We start from the raw sequence: 19,156 nt of genomic DNA on the forward strand, positions 1-19,156 counted from the left end.
ACAAAAAAGCCTTCCAGCGATGGAAGGCTTTTTTTTACCTATAAAACGCAGCACAAATACGCTCAGCACTACATCTCAATCGGGTCCACATCCAAAATACAGCGCACTTTATTGTTGCGTGCTTCCAGCATAAGCGCGATGCGTTTTAAGGCGTTGACCAAGGGATGACGGGTGTCGCTCATCACCAGCAGCTGCCAGCGCTCCATGCCCGCTTTGCGCTGCATGGTGGCGGCAATCGGGTCAAACATCTGCACACCTGGTGCATCGGCGAGCACGGCCTGTAATTGCAGTAAAAACGCCTTAGCCAGCGCACCTTCTTCGGCTTCGGCCCGCAATAGCGCATAAGCCGCAAACGGCGGCAACTGCATACTGCGGCGCTCGTCCAGCTGCGCATCAGCAAACGCTGCGTAATCCTGAGCCAGCAGCTGACCATAAAAGGGATGATCGTGATACCCAGTCTGGATTAGCACCCTGCCCTGCGTGCCTGCCCGCCCGGCTCTGCCAGCCACCTGTAATAGCTGAGCATACATGCGCTCTTCACCGCGAAAATCCACGCTAAAGAGCCCCGCATCGGCATTTAAAACCACCACTAAATTCAGCGCAGGGAAATCGTGTCCCTTGGCCATCATTTGCGTGCCAACCAGCAAATTGGCCTCGCCCGCGCTCACTTGGCGCAGCATTTCCTGCAAGCTGCCTTTGCGCCGTGTGTTATCCCGGTCAATACGTAAGATTTTGGCGTCAGGGAAAAGTGTTTCTAAAGCCGCTTCAATCCGTTGCGTACCCTGGCCTAGCGGGCGTATGTCCTGATTACCGCAATCCGGGCAGGCTGAAGGAATCACTTCCTCGTAGCCGCAATGATGGCAGCGTAAACGGCGCTCATTTAAATGCAGCACCAGTTTGGCCGAGCAACGCTTACATTCGCCCAGCCAGCCGCATTCGCCACAAGAGAGTACTGGTGCATAACCACGGCGGTTAATAAACACCAGCACCTGCTGGCCACCCGCCAGGTGCTCACGCATGATATTTAAAGTGGCCTGATGCAGGCCTTCCACCACCTTAGCGCGATGCATGGGGATAATTTCGATTTGCGGCGGCATTGCCCCCCCCACCGCGCGGTGTTGTAAGGTAATCAGGCGATAGCGCCCCTGACGGGCGTTATGCCATGTCTCCAGCGCGGGGGTTGCCGAGCCCAGCACAATGGGCACCTGCCGCTGATGTGCCCGATAAACCGCGGCATCCCGGGCCGAATAGCGCAGGCCCTCCTGCTGCTTAAACGAGGCGTCGTGCTCCTCGTCCACCACAATCATTCCCAGGCGAGGCATAGGCGTAAACACGGCCAGACGCGTGCCGAGCACAATATGTGCCTCACCACGGCTGGCAGACAGCCAATTGAGCACCCTTTCCTTATCGCTTAAGCCGCTATGCAGCGCCACAATACGGGCACTGGGAAAACGCGCCCTGAAGCGCGCCTCCAGCTGCGGCGTCAGGTTTATCTCCGGCACCAGCACTAAGGCTTGTTTCCCCCGAGCAAGACAAGCTGCAATCGTTTGCAAATAAACTTCGGTTTTGCCGCTACCGGTAATACCAAACAATAAAAACGCAGCAAACGAGGCATGCTGGCCATCAATCAAAGCAATCGCTGCGGCTTGCTCAGCATTAGCCCCGGCAGCCCCAACGGGCAGAGGAATCGCATCGGGCAGTGTTTCGGTAAAAAACACCCAGCCCGCTTCTATCCAGTTTTTCAGCCATTTATTTGCACTGGGCGACACCGCCGCCAGCTCGGCACGTGCCATAGGCTGAGCCAGCATCAGGGCTAGTTGCTTTTGCGCTGTAGCGCGCGGAGACAAGCTTTGCAAAAGCGCATCCAGATTACCAGCCTGGTAAACACCGCCAGGCTCTGGCGGCACAAAGGCCTTGGGCTGGCGTAACGCAACGGGCAGCGCGGTTGCCAGAACCTGCCCCAGCGGATGGCCATAATAGTCGGCACAAAAACGACTCAGTGCCAGCACATCTTCAGCCAGCGGCGGCATATCATCGGGCAGGGCAACAACAGGGCGTATTTTTGTCTGATCAAATGCTGTTTCAGTTGCAACACTCAGAATAACCCCCGCCAGGCGGCGCGGACCAAATGGAATGATCACCCGCGCACCGATCACAGGGGCATACTCAGCAGGGCAGCTATATTCAAAAAGACGTGTAAGCGGAACATCGAGCGCCACCGAAACATAGCAGCAGTTTTTTAATACTCCGGTCATAAACGCCCTGCAAATAGGTGCAAAACAAGACTACCCACAGATTTTGTGGATAACTTTGTGGATTAACTGAAGATAAGTGCACAAACCCCAATAGAATCGGGGCTGTGCTTAGCTTGCCTATTTTTTGAACTCTAAAATACTTCGTTTAAAATCAAAGAGTTACAAAAATGCGTAACAAACAATTAATTTTTCCTTAATGCTTGACAAGTCGCATTTAGCATACATAAACACTGTGCATAACTCAGGCTTATATCAGAAAAACCAAATGGAATGAGGCCATAAGCCCTTGTTTTACTTATGAAATTGATGATACTTTCGTGACAGATTGTGTACACTTTCAACCAAGGTGGTGACATGATCAGGATGGGTGAATTGCGAGATACCATGCCCCAAGTTAAACACATGCCCCTCACCCTCACCAAAGCTTGCCAGTAAGCGATCCACTTCAGATTCAATTGCAGCGGGGTTGGCAAACAATGCATTAGGGTCGAAATTACCCTGCAAAGCCACTTTATCGCCGATACGGCGACGAGCATCGGCCAGGTCCACCGTCCAGTCCAACCCCACCGCATCGCAGCCGCTATTGGCGATATCTTCTAGCCACAGTCCACCGCCCTTGGTAAACACAATGACCGGTACTTTACGGCCGTCATGCGTACGCTTGAGGCCCGCAATGACCTGCTTCATATAGTTCAGCGAGAATTCCTGATACTTGCCATAAGCCAAAGCACCGCCCCATGTATCAAAAATCTGCACGGCCTGCGCACCCGCTTCAATTTGCGCGTTCAGGTAATCAATCACGGTAAGGGCATTCACATTCAGGATGTGGTGCAAAAGCTCAGGCCGATCGTAAAGCATGGTTTTCACACGACTGAACGTCGCCGAGCCCTGGCCTTCAATCATGTAGCAAGCAAGGGTGAACGGGCTGCCAGAAAAGCCAATCAGGGGCACCCTGCCATTTAAAGCCTTGCGGATGGATGACACAGCATCGGTTACATAGCGCAGCTCTGTGCCCACATCAGGCACAGTCAGCGCCAAGATATCCCGCTCGTCCCGCAGAGGCCGCTCAAACTTAGGGCCCTCACCTTCTGCAAAATACAGCCCCAAGCCCATTGCATCGGGCACGGTCAGGATATCGCTGAATAAAATTGCCGCATCTAATGGGTAGCGCTCAAGCGGCTGCAAGGTCACTTCGGTGGCAAGCGCTGTATTTTTACAAAGCTGCAAGAAAGAACCGGCTTCTTTGCGAGTAGCACAGTACTCAGGCAAATACCGCCCCGCCTGACGCATTAGCCACACCGGGGTGTATTCCACAGGCTCACGACAAAGGGCGCGCAAAAAAGTATCGTTTTGTAATTGACTCATTAAGTAGCTTTCCATTTAAAGCAGCACACCCGTTTTTAAAGGGCGACTTGCTTAAAAACGGGGAGAACACCGCTCTCCCCGGAAGTAACGCATACCATCCACCTGCTTAACGGCAAAGCTGTTTGGTATAACCCTTAGCACCACGACGGCAGGTATGATCCTGCTGCTGCTCAGCAATCACCCAAGCTGCATCGACAAAAGCCATTTTCAAGCGATAACGCTCGCTGGCCACGCTGTCATCCATCAGCCCTTTTATTTCTACATTCACCTGAGCATGCAAAAAGTCTTCGCCTTGAGAGCGCTGTTGAATATCCAGACGCTGATATTCAAACTGCCCGCCGGGGGTGCTGATTTTATTTTTCAGATAAGCCAAAGCCACTTGCACCGGATGCTGGCCTGCCTCTCCCTGATAAACCACGGCAGGCGCAGCCGCAAAAACTGCGCCACTGCCTGCCAGCAAAACCAGTGTCAGCCACTTTTTCAAGATGCGCTTTTCCAAGTGTCTTTTAATGTAACCGCGCGATTAAACACAATCTTTTCGCCTGCGACATGATCTTTACGATCGGTAACAAAATAGCCCAAACGCTCAAACTGATAACGTGTTTCCGGTGCTAAACCACCTGCTACGGCTTCAACATAAGCCGTGACCACTTCCAGCGATTCCGGATTAATAAACTGGCGGAAATCAAGGTATTCACCATCTGCGCCGCGCACAGCATCTGGGCGGGCCTCAGTAAATAAGCGGTCGTACAAGCGCACTTCGGCAGGCACAGCGTGCTCGGCAGACAACCAATGAATCACGCCTTTTACCTTACGGCCAACCGGGTTTTGCCCCAGCGTTGCCATATCCAAGCTGCATTTAAGCTCGATTACATTGCCCGCTGCGTCTTTGACGACTTCATCGCATTTCATTACATAGGAATAACGCAAACGTACTTCGCTGCCTAAGGTCAGGCGTTGCCAGCCAGCGGGCGGCACCTCAGCAAAATCATCCTGCTCTACCCAAATCTCACGCGCGATTGGCACATTACGTTCGCCAAATTCCGGGTGCTGTGGATGATAAGGCGCAGTACGCGAGGCGGTTACGCCTTCTTCATAATTGGTCAGTGTCACTTTCAAGGGGCGAACCACGGCCATAATGCGCGGGCAACTACTTTCTAATTGCTCACGTACTGCGCCTTCCAAGATACTTAAATCCACCACATTTTCTGATTTGGAAACGCCCACGCGCTGAGCAAATAATTTAATCCCCTCAGGCGTATAACCACGGCGGCGCATCCCGATCACGGTCGGCATACGCGGATCATCCCAACCGGATACCAGCCCTTCATTCACCAGTGCCGCCAGCTTACGCTTAGAGGTCATGGTGTAGAGCAGCTCAAGACGCGAGAATTCAATCTGCTGAGGATGGCAATCAATGGTGATGTTATCCAGCACCCAATCATAAAGCGGGCGGTGATCAGCAAATTCGAGCGTACACAGACTGTGCGTAATCCCTTCCAGTGCATCAGAAATACAATGGGTGTAGTCGTACATCGGGTAGATGCACCATTTATCACCGGTACGAATATGATGCGCACGCTTGATGCGGTAGATCACCGGATCACGCAAATTCAGATTTGGCGCGGCCATATCAATTTTAAGACGCAGTGTTTTGCTGCCATCGGCAAACTCGCCCGCTTTCATGCGACGGAATAAATCCAGATTCTCTTCAACAGAGCGATCACGGAAAGGGCTGTTTTTACCCGGCACTTCAAAATTGCCACGGTATTCACGCATTTGCTCGGCATCCAGCTCACATACGAAGGCCTTACCTGCCAGGATAAGCTCTTCTGCGTAAGCATAAAGCTGATCAAAGTAATCAGCGGCATGGCGAATCTCGCCCGCCCATTCAAAACCCAGCCATTTCACATCACTGGCAATGGCTTGCGCGAATTCTTCATTTTCTTTCTCAGGATTGGTGTCATCCATGCGCAAATTACACAGGCCCTGGTAATCTTGCGCGACCCCAAAGTTCAGGCAGATCGATTTAGCATGGCCAACGTGCAAATAGCCATTGGGCTCAGGCGGAAAGCGCGTTTGAATGCTGGCATGCTTGCCGCTGGCAAGATCGCTTTCAATCGTGCTACGAATAAAATTGCTTACAATCGGGGCTTCATTGCTCATGTCTGAATAGGGTTCTGTAGATACTTAGATACCGTCTATTCTACCGTAACCAAGTGCAGATTGGGGTCTGGCCATGCATTACAGCAATGCGGCAATAAGCACTTGCGTGATATCTTTGCGCCTTTTTTAAAAATGGCCGGTTAACGGAGCAGCAATTCAGGCTCTAAACCACGCCATACAAGCTGACTAATAAGGAAGAGAACACAATGTGGAAATGGTTATTTTTAGGCTTTTTACTTCATGTATCCTGGGCAAATGCGACCGACAAATTATCCATCTATGTATGGAGCAACTCCATGCCCGCCAGCACCATCAAGGCCTTTGAAGCTCGCTGCCATTGCCGTGTTGAGCAAAGTTATTATGGCGACAATGAAGAGCTGCTGGCCAAGCTGGCGGCGGGTGCTAGGGGTTACGATCTGATTTTCCCTTCAACGTTTGTCCTGCCTGCGCTGATCGGCCCTAATAAACTTATGGCCCTCGACAAAAGCAAACTCCCGCACAGCAAAGACATTCTGCCTGCCTTTTTACGCGTACCCTATGACAGCAATAACGCCTATCACCAGCCTTTTATGATTGGTGTAACCCTGCTGGGCTATAACGCAGAAAAACTAAAAGAAGTAGGTGTTGATCCTAGAAGCTGGGCCGCTATTTTTGACCCGGAACAGCTCAAAAAAATAAAAAATAAAGTCACCGTTTTAGACAGCTCTCGCGAATTATTTGCCGCAGCGCTGATGTATCTCGGCAAGGACCCCAATTCTGGCAAGCAAGAAGACCTGGCTGCCGCCAGTGAGGTCATCCGCAAAGCCAAGCCATATTGGGCGGCTTTTAATAACGACAGCTACAGCCGCCAGCTTGCCAGCGGCAATATCTGGCTGGCAATGGGCAATAGCTCGGATTTATTTCAGGCAAGCCGCGAAGTCAAAGACACTAAACGTAAATTCCACCTAGAATTTACAGCGCAAAAAGAAGGCAATGAATGGTGGATGGATACCGTCACCATGATGCGAGATGCACCAAGACCTGATCTTGCCCATCAGTTCATTGATTTCTTACTTGAAGGAAAAACAGCCGCTGCTCAGGCCAAGGCCAGCGGCGGCATCAGCCCGGTCAGCACGGCAGCACCCTTTTTAGACCCGGAGCTCAGCCAGCACCCGGTACTGAACCCTAAGCCGCAAGACTTTTCCAAATGGACTTTATTACGGGCTTATGATGCAAAAGAGCGACGCCTGCTAAGCCGCTACTGGACAGGCATTAAGGTGCAATAAGCCTTCATGAGCGATTCAGCGTTACTGAAACAATCAGCAACGCTGAACTTTCTGTTTAATGAATTTACAAAGTGTATAAATAAACATATAAGCGAATTGTTGTATTGCCTTTGCACGACATGTATAAAACAAGATGCGTTGAATAATGGAGTGCACAAAGTGAATCAAGGATTAGAAGCGTTTTTTGAACGATATGGTGAGGCTTATTCTGCCTTAGACGCAAACGCAACGTCCTCCATGTTTGCTTTACCCTTTATGACCATCCATCAAGGCCAGGGAACGGTCTGGGAAACCATGGACTTGCTCCTGCCTGCAACAGCAAGCTTGCTGGGCTGGTTTGAGCAGCAGGGGTTTCTTAATGCAACTTATAAAATTAAAGACATCCTACAAATTGATACCCACTTTGCGACCGTCAACCTTATTTGGTCGGTTACACGGCTGGAATCAGACCCATGGCAATATGGCACTTGTTACCACCTCAAACGAGACGCAGATGACTGGAAAATCTACGGTGTAGTACAGTTTGACGCCGTACCCGAGATTGAAGAGGGTATAGATGCTGCGCTCAGGCATAAACACACCTCACCTGGCCTGTAAAAAAGGGCTGGCTCATTCGTGGCCAGCCCTCTTTGCAACTTCAGGCAATATTTTTACGCTGCCGCCTGCTCTGCAGGTAGCAGCAAGTTAATTGCAATCGCCAGCACACTCACCAAACCTACACCCGCCAAGTTAAAATCACCAATCTTCAGCATCAAGCCGCCAATCCCGCAGGTCAGCACCACAGAAACAATCACCAGATTGCGCGGGGCCATCAGATTGACTTTAGCGTCGATCAGCGTTTTCAGACCAATACTGGCAATCGTACCAAACAGCAGCACCATAATCCCGCCCATAACGGGCAGCGGAATCGACTGAAGCAAGGCATTAAACTTACCAAAGAAAGCCAGAATAACCGCCAGTACGGCCGCCCAACTCATAATCACCGGATTAAAGTTACGGGTAATCATCAGCGCCCCCGTTACCTCCGAGTAAGTTGTAATCGGTGGGCCGCCAATTAAGCCGGCAAAGCACACACCAAAACCGTCCCCTGCCAGAGTGCGGTGTAAACCAGGCGATTTAGTGTAGTCATCCCCGGTCACCTGCCCTACAGCCATCACCGCACCGATATGCTCAATCGTGGGTGCAATCGCGACCGGCAACATAAACAAAGCCGCAGCCCAGTTCACTTCGGGCGTTACAAAGTGCGGCATGGCAAACCAGGGTGCCGCAGCAATTGCAGTAAAATCGATCACCCCCATAAATATGGCAGTAACATACCCCACGATCACGCCCGACAGGATAGGCACTAGACGCAACATCCCTCCGGCAAAAACAGAAACCAGGATGGTTGTTCCTAGTGAAATGGCGGCCAGCAACAATGAAGTATTGTAAGCGACCAACTGCTTACCGCCGCCTTGCCCCATCGCCATACCGGACGCGGCTACCGCAACAGAAAGACCAATCACCATAATCACAGGACCAATTACGACAGGCGGCAGCAATTTATGGATAAACCCCATGCCGCGCCATTTAATCAGGCCTGCAATCACAAAATACATAAAGCCCGCTGCAAACAAACCAAACTGCGTAGCCGCCTGGCCCCATGTGTGCATGGCAAAAATAATCGGGCCAATAAAGGCAAAAGACGAGCCCAGAAAAATAGGCACCTTACGGCCGGTAATCCATTGAAAAACCAAGGTCCCAACACCCGCCCCAAGCAAAGCCATTGCGGGATTTAATCCTGTTAGCAAGGGCACCAGAACCAAAGCCCCAAAAGCCACAAACAAGATCTGCGCCCCAGACACAAACTGCTTTAAAGCAAACCACATATAAACCTCTCCCCTGACATCATTCAGATATAAAAATCCCCCTTCTTTGAGGGGGATGTTGTACCGCTTATAATTCAGATTACTTTGTCGTACCAAAAATCTTATCGCCGGCATCGCCTAAGCCCGGAATAATATAACCCTGCTCATTTAAATGACTATCCAGGGATGCCGCTACGATCTCAACATCAGGATGCGCATCATTCACTAATTTCACGCCTTCAGGCGCAGCCACCATCACAATCGCTTTAATATCTTTACAGCCATTACGCTTTAACATATCGATGGTCGCAACCAAAGAGCCACCCGTTGCCAGCATAGGATCAATAATCAGGGCAAGACGATCTTCCAGATTGCCTACAAATTTTTCGAAATAAGGCTCGGGCTGCAGCGTTTCTTCATTGCGCGCCAAACCGACCACGCTGATTTTTGCAGAAGGCACCAAATCAAGCACGCCATTTAACATGCCAATTCCTGCACGTAAAATAGGCACCACAGTCAGTTTTTTACCCTTAACCTGCTGTACTTCAACAGGACCACACCAACCGGCGATCATGGTGGTTTCTAATGGCAAATCACGCGTTGCTTCATAAGCCAGTAAGCGCGCTAATTCTTCGGTGAGTAAACGAAATTTATTGGTGCTAACATTTTCTGCACGCAATAGCGCAAGTTTATGTTGAACGAGAGGGTGTTTTACGACGGTAATCTGCATGGCGAGGCCCAAAAAACTAAGATAAACATTTCAGTGTAGCGCTCCTTACACAAAAGCGCATCGGTGAAAATACGACTTTTCTGAATCATGCCCGAATTTTTCCCGATTCTCTTTGCTATAAAGCAAGTGAAGACGCTCACTTACCCTCCTCTGAACATAAAATAGACCGCCCCCAGCAAACAGAGCCCCGCCCATAAAAAATCAAGCTTAAAAGGCTGATTCATATATAGCATCGCAAAAGGAATAAACACCGTCAGGCTAATAACCTCTTGAATGATCTTAAGCTGCGGCAGGGTAAAGACAGTAAAGCCAATCCGATTGGCCGGCACTTGCAAAAGATATTCCAATAATGCGATAACCCAACTCAGCAAAGCGGCCAATAACCATGGCTTACTATGTGCAAATTTCAGATGCCCATACCACGCAACGGTCATAAAAACATTAGAAGCCACTAAAAGCAGGATGGATAACATGGAAGCAGGGATGTTCATTGCGACAAGAAGGCCTGTTATTTGTTAAACTCGCGCAGTTTAGCGCCTGACCAACTGTTTCGGATATACATATGACACTGCGTCGCATTGCCTTAGCCCTAGTGCCCCTCTTCTTATCCTTTGGCGTTTATGCCGGGGATGCAGAAGATATTCAACAGCTGCTTAAATCCAAACAATTGCCACAGGCGCTTGATCGTGCGGATAAATTCTTAGCAAAATCGCCCAAAGAGCCATCAATCCGTTTTTTACGCGGCATTATTCTGACCGAAATGGGCAGAACAGATGAGGGTATCAAAGCATTTACCCAATTATCCGCCGACAACCCTCAGCTTCCTGAGCCATATAACAACCTCGCAGTACTTTATGCACAGCAAAATCAGCTGGACAAAGCACGCGCGGCCCTGCTGATGGCGATACAAACCAATCCGTCTTATGCAACAGCCCACGAAAACCTCGGTGATTTGTACGCACGGCTAGCGTCACAAGCCTACGATAAAGCGCTGCAATTAGAAGGCAGTAATCCGGCCGTACAGGGCAAGCTAAAAATGGTGGGCAGCCTCTTTGGCAATCCATCTGCGGCAGTAAGAACTAACGCCACCCCAGTTAAAACCGCACAGATCACACCCAGCGCCAAGCCCGTACCTGTTGCCACACCAGAGCCCAAGCCTGTCGCCACGCCAAGCCCTGCACCGACAGCTAAGCCTGTGGCCATCCCGACTGCGGCCCCGGTTACGACAAAGCCCACCCCAACACCCGCCCCTAAACCTGATGCACGCGATGCCGATAAACAGCAGATCGCCAGCTCGGTAGAAAACTGGGCACAGGCTTGGAGCAAGCAAAATGTAAATGGCTATCTCGGCGCTTACAGCAGCAGCTTCAAAACACCTAGCGGCCAAAAATTCAGCGCATGGAGCGAAGAGCGTCGTCAGCGAATCAGCGCACCTAAATCAATTGACGTAAAAATATCGGATATGAAAATTGATGTTGCGGATGATGGCTCGGCCAAAGTCCGCTTTCGCCAGCACTACAAGGCAAGCCATTTGTCCAGCAGCACAGGCAAAACTTTAATTTTAGAAAAATCGGGTAGCCGCTGGCTGATCCGAGAAGAACGAACAGGCTCCTGATCACGTATGAGTAGTTTGTTTCTCTGGGGCAAGCGCGGTGCTTGCCTGCTTGCTCTTTTGATGCTTGCACCACCCGCCCGGCCTATTATCTCTGACCCCGCTAAACCTCGCTTTCTTGAAGAAAAAGCAGGCATAGCGAGCAAAGGCACGCCCGAACAAAGAATTTTGTCGGCAATTGATCACATTCGTAACGGCAATTTGGCCGACGCACGCGCCACAGTCGATGCCCTGCTCAAAGAACAACCCAATTACCGGCTTGCCTATTTATTATCGGGTGATCTCTACGCCATGCGTGCGATGCCGCTCAACACAATGGGCGCGGGTGCAGGCAGCACGGCAGCAGCAGAACGAATCGCAGACTTGCGAAAAGAAGCACTGGCACGCATCAGCAGCCGCATGACTCAGGCCCCTCAGACACGGCTACCCGCGCATTTGCTGGTTTTTGCGCCACAGCAGCAATATGCCATTCTGGTGGATGCCGAAGCATCCCGCATTTACGTATTCAAGAATGTAGATGGCGTCCCCACCTATGTCACGGATCATTACGCAACCATCGGCAAACTGGGATCAGACAAGTTCAGAGAAGGCGATCAGCGCACCCCGCTGGGGGTTTATTTTGTAAATGGTCATTTATCCAGACCCTATCTGGATAAAACACGCGGTGCTCAGGCCGATCTGTACGGTGTGGGCGCTTGGCCCATTTCATTTCCCAATGAAATAGATAAAAGCGAAGGCCGTACTGGCTCGGGCATCTGGCTACACGGTGTTCCTGCCAATACCTATGCCCGCGCCCCTTGGGCATCAAATGGTTGCGTGGCAATGAGCAATGAAGAAATGCTCGATATTGCTCAGTATATTCAGGTAGGCCAAACACCTGTTGTGATTGTTCCCAAGGCCGAATGGGTGACTAAAGTTGAGTGGCAGTCAAGACGTGATGCTGCATTAAGCCTTGTGGATGGCTGGCGTGAAGAATGGGAATCGCTCAAAACCCAACCTTATCTTAACCGCTACGCCAAACAATTTAAAAGTGATGATGGCCAGGATCTGGCCCGCTGGAGCAGCCAGAAAATCAGCGTAAGCGCAGGCAAAAGCTGGAGCAAGATTCGCTTGGACAATCTGAGCATATACGCCAGTGGCGGCCCCAATCCACGCCTAACCACCAGCTTTAAACAGGATTATCGCAGTAATAACTTAGATAACCAGATGAATAAACGTCAGTACTGGCAGCAGGAAGATGGCATCTGGAAAATTATTTTTGAAGGTGCTGCCGCTTAAAAGCATAAGGGTATTGGCTATGAAATCTGGCCGATACCCAAATCACTTAAACCGCAGGCCGCCAGCAAGGCACAAGCCCCTGTCCGCCCGCGGCTCTGAACCCCGCATCCACACCTAAACCCGGCACTGCCGCCAACTCACCGTCCAGATAAATCAGCGGGGTGCTTAACCTCATCCAAGGCGGAATGCCCGCCTCCTGATAAAGCTGCTTTAATGTCTTTCGCGGGCCATGTGCCGTAAGCCGCATGCACTCCCCCCCGATACGTGGCCGCAGCTCCAACCGCCCGCGCCTGAGCCGCTCAAGATCAATCCCCTCTTCAGCACCACACCAGCTCAAACACCCGGATTTTAAATTCATCTCTGCCTGCCAAGGCAAAGCCACGGGCTCAATCAACCCGACTTTTGCCTGCGTAATATACAGACGTTGCCGATAACGCCGCACCGCGCGCTGACGCCAAACCAGCACCGGCTGAGCATCGACTGCAGAAAAAAGTGCCGTTCTGATTAATTCCTCAAAAGCACGGGCATCCAGCTGCACCCCCCCCTGAACCAGCCAGTAGCGCAGCACATTGCGCAGACGTAATTCAGACAAAGCAACCGAGACATCAAACACATTGTCCTGCACACACACAGCAAAATCAGCCATTGCGACTTCAAGCAGCAAGGCATCAGCCTCTGACGCATGCTGTGCCACCCTAGCCAGAGTAGCACCGGCACTTGGCCAAACGGTATTTAAGCGGGGGAAAACTTCATTTCGCAGAAAGTTTCGATCGTACTTTGAGTCAAAATTGCTCTCATCCTCAACCCAAGCCAGACCCTGCCCTGCTGCATAGCGGGCAAGTTCAGCCCGGGCCATACCAAGCAAAGGGCGCAAGACCCCCATATGCTGATTTAAAGGGCGGTATTCCGGCATCGCTGCCAAACCACGCAAACCGCTACCCCGCAGCATATTGAGTAATACCGTTTCAGCCTGATCATCGCAATGCTGCGCTAATAGCATGACATCACAATTCTGCCGGGCAAACACCGCATAACGAGCTGAACGGGCAGCGCCCTCAACGCCCTGCTTTAGATAAGGGGCAAGAGAGACCCGCTCCACGGCGCATTCCACACCAAGGCTTGCTGCATAATCAAAAGCAAACTGCGCCCAAGCATCCGCATTGGGCGATAAACCATGATGCACATGAATGGCGCGCAGGACAAAAGGCCGACGTTGCCTTATGGCAGCCAGCAAATGTAGTAACACAACGGAATCAAGCCCACCCGACAAAGCCACACACAGGGTGGAATGAGGCAAAAAGCGGGAGAGCTTTTGCTCTACCCGCTCCAGCAAAGAACCAGACTTAAGTGATAATGGCTTATGCATTGTTCAGGCTTGCAAAAATAAATCCGTCAAAGACATGCAAGCTTGTTTTTCTAAGCACAACCATTGTCACTCGGCCTCAATCGGCAAGGCATATCAGGAAACCGCTTCTTCCTTAAACTTGCCATAGCTCATCATTCGCTCAAAACGCGCATCAAGCAGCTCATCAATCGTTTTAGACTGCAGCGTTTTCAAAGTATCAGTCAGATTTTTTTTCATCGTGACCATCATCTGCTGATAATCACGATGCGCACCGCCTAAGGGCTCGGAAATTACCTTATCGATAATCCCCAGCGTTTTTAAGCGATTTGCGGTAATTCCCAATGCCTCGGCTGCATCTGGCGCTTTTTCTGCGGTTTTCCACAAAATAGACGCACAACCCTCAGGCGAGATCACCGAATAAGTAGAGTACTGCAGCATCTGCACCACATCACCCACTGCAATTGCCAAAGCACCGCCTGAGCCACCCTCGCCAATCACCGTGCAAATCACCGGTATCCTGAGCTTAGCCATCTCAAACAGGTTGCGGCCAATCGCCTCTGACTGCCCGCGCTCCTCCGCACCGATCCCCGGATATGCACCTGGCGTATCAATAAAGGTAATCAGCGGAATGTTAAATTTCTCCGCCAGCTTCATCAGGCGCAAAGCCTTACGATAGCCTTCAGGGCGCGGCATACCAAAATTGCGGTACTGCCGGTCTTTGGTATCCCGACCCTTCTGATGTCCGATTACCATCACCGACTGGCCATTAAAACGAGCCAAGCCACCGATAATCGCCGCATCATCTGCATAGCTGCGATCGCCATGCAGTTCTTCAAAATCAGTACACAGCGCCTTAATATAATCAAGGGTGTAAGGACGTTGCGGGTGGCGGGCCACCTGTGAAATTTGCCACGATGCTAATTTTGAATAGATCGTTTTTGTTAATTCCTGGCTCTTTTTTTCGAGATGGCCAATCTCTACAGAAATATCAACGGCGGAATCGTCTTGAACGAAGCGCAATTCTTCGATCTTGTTCTCAAGCTCCGCGATTGGCTGCTCGAAATCGAGAAAGGTCGTTTTCATGCTGCTCTCCTGCTGCGCGCGACTAAAGCAACCCTAAATATAGGCTGCCCGAAAAATTCGTGGATCATACAGCAAGCAGAGCAAGCACCCAAGATGCGCGCGCACCGAATATTTCCTGAATTCAAGACGCCCTCGCTAGTCCTTTGTTTCATATAGAAACTTTATTCAGAGCAAAGCGCGAATAACACAGCCGCCCTTCACAAAATCCCTCTACAAATCAAAGCCCTAATAGATAATAGAGGCAGGCAAGAACAATCAGGGCCTCTACCTAAACGCGCGCAGCGCACGCAAAAATCAGCTCCGAAACACAATATCAGCCCGAATTCCAACTTTTTGCAATGCCTTGCGGCTCTTAAGATTTAGCACCACCGGCGCCTGAGTATTGGCCGTGATTTCTCGCCCTTCTTCAAACGGACGGGACAATAGCAACAATAAAACCGCGTCTTCGGCGTGCTCAAGTTCAATCAAAGCACACTCTTCATCACTGAGCGACACTTCATATGTCAAACCCAGATGCTCTACCTGCACCAAGCTAAAACTCAAATCTGCATCATCCAGAGACTGCAGCCAGCGCACACGCGGATTAGGCTGCTCTTCATGTAGTAATTTATAGCGGGTGCAATCCTCAAATCCCGGCATCCCCATAGGAAATGTCAGCACCGTTTCCGGATCAATCTCTATCTCACCAAAGCGCGTATTTAATGTTTGCATGATCTATTCCCGGGAAAAGTTAAAAACAATCAAAAGAAATACAGTCTGAGCCATACGCACCGTAAGCTAACGCAATCAGCGGCCGGTTACCTTACAAGACAAAGCAAATAGCCACACAGTATAGATGAGTTAAGCGCTTATTTTTCTATTGCTCTTTGCAGAAGAGGCCTATTGATGCCGATCAAAAAAAATTAAAAAATCCAATCCTGACCAGCTGCATTTGAATGAACACTCCGCATGCTTATAATTCCAAAGGCATATCCAAAGATTGAATGCATTTCAATAGCCGCAGCAATCAATGCAGCCATAACACCGCAATCACCCTACATTATTAACCTTAGGAAAACGGGTAAGCAAATGATTAATAAACGTAATCACTCTTATTTGCTACACGGAGAACTCCCCCTTAAATCGTAAACAATCAAACGCTTGTCGCAAGAACAATATAAACCTTCATTTCTTCAGCAATTAAAGTATAAAATGAACGATGTTCCAACAAATAAGCAAGTCTTTTTCTGAGCGGAACACGGCCTTTATACTTTACAAAGATAAAAGCCGCATATTTGCAGTCTGCCCATTCATCTCTTGAAAATTATCATCGCCGGTTTAATCAATGGTGATCAAGGTTCTTTATGCTACGTATATTTATCGCAAGCTTATTAAGTGCTCTCAGCCTGATGGCCCACGCTGATTTAGTCGACACCATCAAAACGCGCGGCGTTTTAGTTGTAGGTATTTTGCCTGACAACCCACCCTTTGCCAGACGCAATGACAATCAGACCTTTTCTGGCTACGACATTGACTATGCCTCACTGATTGCAAAAAAAATGGGCGTTAAACTTAAAGTACAAGATCTCGATCCAGGTGAGCGCATTACCAGCCTGAAATCAGGCAAGGTTGATATCTTGGTTGCCGCCTTCACTAAAACACCAGAGCGTGAGCGCGAAGTCAGCTGCAGCTTGGGTTATTTTGTAGCCGCACAAAAAGCCTTAACACGCAAAGGCCGTTTTACTTCATCTGAATCACTTGCAAATGCACGTTTAGGCGCATCAAAAGGAACAACAGGCGAAACCGTATCCCGTAAGCTTTATCCTAAAGCCAGCATGACGACCTTTGCCGACATTCCCGATGCCACACGCGCCCTTGAACAAGGCACAATCGATGCGGTCATGAATGATGAGCCAACTTTGGCAGCCGCATTAAATAAAATGCCAAACAAAGCACAATATGAAATATCAAACTATTCCAACACCACTGAAATTCTGGCTGTCGCGACTAAATTAGGCGAAAAACGCCTGATGGGACTTATCAACGAATCATTAGTTGAATCAGAACAAAGCGGTGAAGCAGTACAAATCTTTAATCGCTGGTTTGGGCCACAAACAAATACACCATTCCCACGCACATTCCGCATTCAAAATTAGTCAGACTGCAAAACGGACGCAAATCACAAAACAAACGGATTGTGATCTGCCCCGTTTTGCATGCTTAACTAAGATCAATCTGCAGTAACTACCCGACAAACGGCATAAGCTCCGCCTTATTCATCGCCCCACATCCTTACAATCTTTTGTACCGATTTTTAATCGCACCGGACTTTGAAAAACCCTTTTTTCAAGCGAGTTTCAGCCAAACCTAAAGCTGCATTCCAAGATTTTTGATGCATTTTTTTTCTCAGAAAACCTAACAAAAGCAAATATCTTACGCAAAGACAACATATGCAATGATTTTTTCTTTCTCCTATAGTTTATTTTCTTAAAGGATAAAGAGGAAACTTCTCATGCTTTGTAAGTATAAAACCAAGTTTGCCTGGTCACTCATGGCAATGACCCTATCCACTCTTGCTTACTCCAAGCCAGTACCGCTGCCCGATCCGGGCATTCAGGGTTACCGTTTCCCAGAAAAAAAAAATACGCTGATGCATTGGATTAACGCACCCACATTCAAAAACACCCGCTCCATCCATTTGCATGGCTGGGGTCTCTGGACCTCTCTCACGACTGCCAGCGGCGAAACAGAGTTTGGCTTAGCCAATGTGCCCGTTTATTTAACCTGGCTAAGCCCAAGTGAAATAAGAGATCTGCCCAAGGTAGTTCAAGGACTTGAAAATGGGGCACAGCCTGTACGCACCTTTGCAATTGACCGGGCAAGACAACACACTCACAGATTTAAAGAAAACACCCCTCCTGCAGCACCTGCCCCATCCAAAATAAGCATTGCCGACAGCTCAGAAAAACCCGACACCAATATCTATGTCACGATGGGGTATAACCCTGCAGCACAAGCATTTGCCACTGCAAACAATTTATTTTCACTCGCCGCCTTACAAAAATTTTACGACGAAGGCACAGGAGATATTCGCTCAATTCCTACATTTCCAATTAATGCCGTAGCCACCAAGCCCACTTACAAAGTCATCCGGCAGGCCAGCTTACTCAAGGGCTCTGTCTATGCCATGCCAGCTTGGCCAGGCACCCCGGCGGTAACCCCCGCCATCCAAAAAAACGGTTTTCCGGAATCCGACTGGCCAGGTTGTGTCTATATCAACACCCGCAACCTAGGAGCAACTCAAAACAGCAGTATCGATGCAAATTGTAAAGTAGGCCCCAAACCAGGGAACACCTATGGCTTAGGCGACTTTATTTACTACCCAATCACGACGGCCAACCAGACCCAATTCCAGCTTCTGACCAAAGACAAAGCGCTTGCAGCAGGCGATATCGTTGTGCTGATGGCCATGCATGTGACATCAAGGGAAATAGATGAATGGACTTGGCAAACTTATTTCTGGACACCAAACCCTGCTCACCCGCCTTTGCCAAGCAGCTCTACCATCGCACAATCCCGCCCGGCAAAACTCAAAGGGGCAGCGGCCCATTATGCAATGGCAATCGGATATCAAATGGTTGCTCCCAATCAAGCCATTACTGGCGGAAAAAGCGTTGGCCGCCCTGTAACCGTTTATAACCCTTATTTAGAATCAGATTTCAGTGCCAATGTTTTTGATGCACCACCTGAAAACATCGGCATATATAATCCCGCAACAAATAAAACATTTAAAGCAACGACGGGCGTACAAAGCAATTGTATGACTTGCCACAGCTCAGCGACTATTGTTCCATCTGATCCAAATCAGCAAACAAACGCCTTGCCCTATTTAAGCAATTTTTATGTTTCACGTGACAACCCCAGCTACAAAGGCTATTTACTGCTCGACTTCCTCTGGTCTATTCAAGGCACTGCAAAATAAAGACAACATACTCAGACTGTGGTGGCCCGCAGTCTGGGTATGTAAACATCTCATTTCCTTACCTCACAGCACTAAATATGGCCTTTCACTATTTTTTTACACGCTCTGAATGTAAATAAAAAAACAGCAAAAACCATAAATACATCGCAATACTTGCGTAATGCATAATCTAAATTTCAGCACCTTTTTCCGTAACAACACCGGATGTATCTTAATGATGTCCACCGAAAAATCCGGACAAAAATAAGG

The 19,156-nt window shown here is 49.5% G+C and carries 16 protein-coding genes; 6 read left to right on the top strand and 10 right to left on the bottom strand.

Going from position 1 to position 19,156, the window contains the following annotated elements:
* Positions 1 to 68: 68 nt before the first annotated feature.
* From DYD62_RS13820 to DYD62_RS13835, 4 genes are all read right to left on the bottom strand, one after another.
* Positions 69 to 2,255, bottom strand: coding sequence for a primosomal protein N' (locus DYD62_RS13820; RefSeq protein ID WP_115227873.1), 2,187 nt, complete (start codon positions 2,253 to 2,255; stop codon positions 69 to 71).
* Positions 2,256 to 2,546: 291 nt separating this feature from the next.
* The gene (gene hemE / locus DYD62_RS13825) at positions 2,547 to 3,620 is read right to left on the bottom strand and encodes a uroporphyrinogen decarboxylase (RefSeq protein ID WP_115228311.1); all 1,074 of its coding nucleotides are present in this window, start codon (positions 3,618 to 3,620) and stop codon (positions 2,547 to 2,549) included.
* 106 nt (positions 3,621 to 3,726) lie between these two features.
* Positions 3,727 to 4,104 carry a hypothetical protein gene (locus DYD62_RS13830; protein WP_115227874.1) on the bottom strand — a complete coding sequence of 126 codons (378 nt, stop codon included), beginning with the start codon at positions 4,102 to 4,104 and terminating at the stop codon, positions 3,727 to 3,729.
* On the bottom strand, positions 4,101 to 5,786 hold the full coding sequence (locus tag DYD62_RS13835; protein WP_115227875.1) for a glutamine--tRNA ligase/YqeY domain fusion protein: 1,686 nt from the start codon (positions 5,784 to 5,786) through the stop codon (positions 4,101 to 4,103). The genes DYD62_RS13830 and DYD62_RS13835 overlap by 4 nt, the downstream gene beginning before the upstream one ends.
* A 206-nt stretch (positions 5,787 to 5,992) precedes the next feature.
* Between DYD62_RS13835 and DYD62_RS13840 the strand changes: the two genes are divergently transcribed.
* On the top strand, positions 5,993 to 7,051 hold the full coding sequence (locus DYD62_RS13840) for an ABC transporter substrate-binding protein (protein WP_115227876.1): 1,059 nt from the start codon (positions 5,993 to 5,995) through the stop codon (positions 7,049 to 7,051).
* Positions 7,052 to 7,210: 159 nt separating this feature from the next.
* Positions 7,211 to 7,648: a DUF6841 family protein gene (locus tag DYD62_RS13845; RefSeq protein WP_132038764.1), complete on the top strand. Its 438-nt coding sequence runs from the start codon at positions 7,211 to 7,213 to the stop codon at positions 7,646 to 7,648.
* Positions 7,649 to 7,701: 53 nt separating this feature from the next.
* Here DYD62_RS13845 and DYD62_RS13850 read toward each other — a convergent pair whose 3' ends face one another.
* The 3 genes from DYD62_RS13850 to DYD62_RS13860 all read right to left on the bottom strand — a co-directional run bounded on the left by DYD62_RS13850 (position 7,702) and on the right by DYD62_RS13860 (position 10,119).
* On the bottom strand, positions 7,702 to 8,919 hold the full coding sequence (locus tag DYD62_RS13850; RefSeq protein ID WP_115227878.1) for a uracil-xanthine permease family protein: 1,218 nt from the start codon (positions 8,917 to 8,919) through the stop codon (positions 7,702 to 7,704).
* Between the two features lie 79 nt (positions 8,920 to 8,998).
* A complete protein-coding gene (upp, locus tag DYD62_RS13855) occupies positions 8,999 to 9,628 on the bottom strand; it encodes a uracil phosphoribosyltransferase (RefSeq protein ID WP_046352806.1) in 630 nt (209 codons plus the stop codon).
* Positions 9,629 to 9,768: 140 nt separating this feature from the next.
* The gene (locus tag DYD62_RS13860; protein WP_115227879.1) at positions 9,769 to 10,119 is read right to left on the bottom strand and encodes a DMT family protein; all 351 of its coding nucleotides are present in this window, start codon (positions 10,117 to 10,119) and stop codon (positions 9,769 to 9,771) included.
* A 71-nt stretch (positions 10,120 to 10,190) separates the two neighbouring features.
* On the opposite strand from DYD62_RS13860, the gene DYD62_RS13865 reads away from it, so the two are divergent.
* Positions 10,191 to 11,243: a L,D-transpeptidase Cds6 family protein gene (locus DYD62_RS13865; protein WP_115227880.1), complete on the top strand. Its 1,053-nt coding sequence runs from the start codon at positions 10,191 to 10,193 to the stop codon at positions 11,241 to 11,243.
* Between the two features lie 6 nt (positions 11,244 to 11,249).
* Positions 11,250 to 12,518, top strand: a complete 1,269-nt coding sequence (locus DYD62_RS13870; protein ID WP_115227881.1) for a L,D-transpeptidase family protein — start codon at positions 11,250 to 11,252, stop codon at positions 12,516 to 12,518.
* A 46-nt stretch (positions 12,519 to 12,564) separates the two neighbouring features.
* On the opposite strand, the gene tilS is transcribed toward DYD62_RS13870, so the two are convergent.
* The 3 genes from tilS to fliW form a co-directional block, all read right to left on the bottom strand.
* Entirely contained in the window at positions 12,565 to 13,884 is a 1,320-nt protein-coding gene (tilS, locus tag DYD62_RS13875) for a tRNA lysidine(34) synthetase TilS (protein WP_115227882.1), read from the bottom strand.
* 93 nt (positions 13,885 to 13,977) lie between these two features.
* Entirely contained in the window at positions 13,978 to 14,946 is a 969-nt protein-coding gene (locus tag DYD62_RS13880; protein WP_115227883.1) for an acetyl-CoA carboxylase carboxyltransferase subunit alpha, read from the bottom strand.
* Between the two features lie 294 nt (positions 14,947 to 15,240).
* Positions 15,241 to 15,657 carry a flagellar assembly protein FliW gene (fliW, locus tag DYD62_RS13885; protein WP_115227884.1) on the bottom strand — a complete coding sequence of 139 codons (417 nt, stop codon included), beginning with the start codon at positions 15,655 to 15,657 and terminating at the stop codon, positions 15,241 to 15,243.
* Positions 15,658 to 16,289: 632 nt separating this feature from the next.
* Here fliW and DYD62_RS13890 point away from each other — a divergent pair.
* Entirely contained in the window at positions 16,290 to 17,081 is a 792-nt protein-coding gene (locus DYD62_RS13890) for a transporter substrate-binding domain-containing protein (RefSeq protein WP_115227885.1), read from the top strand.
* 356 nt (positions 17,082 to 17,437) lie between these two features.
* Positions 17,438 to 18,907 (top strand): hypothetical protein, encoded by a 1,470-nt coding sequence (locus DYD62_RS13895; protein WP_115227886.1) that lies wholly within the window; start codon positions 17,438 to 17,440, stop codon positions 18,905 to 18,907.
* Positions 18,908 to 19,156 lie beyond the last annotated feature (249 nt).

Source organism: Iodobacter fluviatilis, from assembly GCF_900451195.1.
GTDB lineage: Bacteria > Pseudomonadota > Gammaproteobacteria > Burkholderiales > Chitinibacteraceae > Iodobacter > Iodobacter fluviatilis.

Bases quoted from the DNA above. Each gene is read 5' to 3' on its own strand.
- DYD62_RS13820 (WP_115227873.1), bottom strand. From the start codon at position 2,255: ATGACCGGAGTATTAAAAAACTGCTGCTATGTTTCGGTGGCGCTCGAT.
- hemE (WP_115228311.1), bottom strand. From the start codon at position 3,620: ATGAGTCAATTACAAAACGATACTTTTTTGCGCGCCCTTTGTCGTGAG.
- DYD62_RS13835 (WP_115227875.1), bottom strand. From the start codon at position 5,786: ATGAGCAATGAAGCCCCGATTGTAAGCAATTTTATTCGTAGCACGATT.
- DYD62_RS13840 (WP_115227876.1), top strand. From the start codon at position 5,993: ATGTGGAAATGGTTATTTTTAGGCTTTTTACTTCATGTATCCTGGGCA.
- DYD62_RS13850 (WP_115227878.1), bottom strand. From the start codon at position 8,919: ATGTGGTTTGCTTTAAAGCAGTTTGTGTCTGGGGCGCAGATCTTGTTT.
- upp (WP_046352806.1), bottom strand. From the start codon at position 9,628: ATGCAGATTACCGTCGTAAAACACCCTCTCGTTCAACATAAACTTGCG.
- DYD62_RS13860 (WP_115227879.1), bottom strand. From the start codon at position 10,119: ATGAACATCCCTGCTTCCATGTTATCCATCCTGCTTTTAGTGGCTTCT.
- DYD62_RS13865 (WP_115227880.1), top strand. From the start codon at position 10,191: ATGACACTGCGTCGCATTGCCTTAGCCCTAGTGCCCCTCTTCTTATCC.
- DYD62_RS13870 (WP_115227881.1), top strand. From the start codon at position 11,250: ATGAGTAGTTTGTTTCTCTGGGGCAAGCGCGGTGCTTGCCTGCTTGCT.
- tilS (WP_115227882.1), bottom strand. From the start codon at position 13,884: ATGCATAAGCCATTATCACTTAAGTCTGGTTCTTTGCTGGAGCGGGTA.
- DYD62_RS13880 (WP_115227883.1), bottom strand. From the start codon at position 14,946: ATGAAAACGACCTTTCTCGATTTCGAGCAGCCAATCGCGGAGCTTGAG.
- fliW (WP_115227884.1), bottom strand. From the start codon at position 15,657: ATGCAAACATTAAATACGCGCTTTGGTGAGATAGAGATTGATCCGGAA.
- DYD62_RS13890 (WP_115227885.1), top strand. From the start codon at position 16,290: ATGCTACGTATATTTATCGCAAGCTTATTAAGTGCTCTCAGCCTGATG.
- DYD62_RS13895 (WP_115227886.1), top strand. From the start codon at position 17,438: ATGCTTTGTAAGTATAAAACCAAGTTTGCCTGGTCACTCATGGCAATG.